Origin of the sequence: Limosilactobacillus avium (assembly GCF_947381485.1) — a bacterium.
In the GTDB taxonomy this organism is placed as follows: Bacteria; Bacillota; Bacilli; order Lactobacillales; family Lactobacillaceae; genus Limosilactobacillus; species Limosilactobacillus avium.
Genome location: NZ_CANCWN010000105.1, coordinates 1 through 402 on the forward strand (window position 1 = coordinate 1; position 402 = coordinate 402).

A 402-nucleotide genomic window follows, 5' to 3' on the forward strand; every position below is an offset into this window, starting at 1 on the left:
GACTGAATTCCTTAGTCGTTCTCGTCACCCAGAAATAGCCATTGGCTTTGCGGCTATCAAGGACCTGGAATGGTGTTTCATCCATATGGATTACCGCTTCACATTGAATTAATTTGATAAGGGCCTGGTATAGTGGCTTTAAGTATCGCTGACTAACTTTAATTAGGGCACGGTCTAAGGCTTTATCCTGAACTGGCAAGCCGACGGCGTGCCAAAGTTTCATCTGTCGATGACACGGTAGCGCTAAATTAAATTTGTAATTCGCTACCTGAGCTAAAATACTACTCGATAAATAACTATGATTTAGTAACGCCTTTGGTGTTCCGCTGTTTATTAGGATATCTTTACCACCAGGATGGCAATTTTCACATTTGTAAGTGGCTTGGTAATAATTCTTACAAT

At 40.8% G+C, this 402-nt stretch carries 1 protein-coding gene; it reads right to left on the reverse strand.

Translation table 11 applies throughout. The features are described 5' to 3' along the window. A partial coding sequence (locus tag QOS01_RS10490; protein ID WP_283622281.1) for an IS66 family transposase occupies positions 1–402 on the reverse strand: 402 nt, incomplete at both ends.